Raw genomic sequence first — 1,282 nt, forward strand, 5'->3', positions numbered from 1 at the left:
GGGGCCTGACCCTTGCTCGTGGACACCCTGATCATTGGATCGTGAAGATCCGAGGAACAGGAGTTCCCGTTGGGGACGTCGAAGTACAGCCTTGAGTTCCGGGCCGATGCCGTCGCGCTGTACCGGGGCACGCCTGGTGGTAGCTACGCGTCGGTGGCCAAGGACCTGGGCATCAACCACGAGACGCTGCGCGTCTGGGTCCGGGATGCCGAGCAGGCCGCCCGGCCTGGCGCCGGCGAGGCCGGCGCGATCGAGAAGGAGAACCGGCAGTTGCGGGCGAGGGTGAAGGAGCTCGAGCTCGAGCGAGAGATCCTGCGGAGGGCCGCGAAGTATTTTGCGGGCGAGACCAGCTGGTGAGCAGCCGCTTCCAGTTCGTTGACGATCTCCGTGGCGCCTTCGGCGTCAAGCGGCTGTGCCGGATCCTGAAGCTCTCGCGTTCCGGGTTCTACCGGTGGCTGGCCGGCGCGGACGCGCGGGCTGGCCGGGCCCGGGCGGACGCCGAACTCGCGGAGCGGATCGCCCAGATCCACGCCGAGTCCGACGGCACTTACGGGGCCCCGCGCGTCACCGCCGAGCTGCGGGACGACGGCGTGCGGGTCAATCACAAGCGCGTCGCCAGGGTTATGCGCGCCCGGGGCATCGTCGGCTTCCACCTGCGCAAGAAGGTCCGCACCACCATCCCCGAACCGTCGGCGACACCGGTGCCGGACCTGCTGCGGCGCGACTTCACCGCGCATGAGCCGAACACCAAGTACGTCGGCGACATAACTTATCTCCCGATCGGAGGTGGCCAATTCCTCTACCTGGCAACGGTGTTGGACCTGTATTCGAAGCGCCTGGCGGGCTGGTCGATCGCCGACCACATGCGCACCTCGCTGGTCACCGACGCGCTGAAGGCCGCGGCCGCCGCCCGGGGCGCCGCCGGACTACGCGGGGCGATCTTCCACAGCGACAACGGAGCCCAATACGTGTCGAAGGAGTTCGCCCAGGTCTGCGAGGAGCTCGGCGTGGCCAGATCGCGCGGCGCGGTGGGCACGAGCGCGGACAACGCCACCGCGGAGAGCCTGAACGCGACCATGAAACGCGAGACGCTCCAGGGACGGAAACGGTGGAACGGGGCCCGTGAGGCCCGGCTCGCGGTCTTCCGATGGGCGACCCGCTACAACACCCGAAGGCGGCACTCCCGCCTCGGCCAGATCAGCCCGATCACCTACGAGCTGCGATCAACTACGCTGGCCACCGCCGCATAACAGCCGGTGTCCACGATCGAGGGTCAACGCCC

1 protein-coding gene is annotated in these 1,282 nt (G+C 68.7%); it reads left to right on the forward strand.

Annotation, left to right across the window (positions count from 1 at the left end; genetic code table 11):
- Positions 1-69 precede the first annotated feature (69 nt).
- Positions 70-1,250, forward strand: a protein-coding gene (locus OTB20_RS42185) for an IS3 family transposase (RefSeq protein ID WP_267825186.1) whose coding sequence is annotated in 2 segments (ribosomal slippage) — positions 70-337 and positions 337-1,250 — 1,182 coding nt in all. Because the reading frame shifts where the segments join, the coding sequence is not laid out codon by codon here.
- Positions 1,251-1,282 lie beyond the last annotated feature (32 nt).

The organism is Streptomyces sp. H27-H1 (assembly GCF_026627445.1).
In the GTDB taxonomy this organism is placed as follows: domain Bacteria; phylum Actinomycetota; class Actinomycetes; order Streptomycetales; family Streptomycetaceae; genus Streptomyces.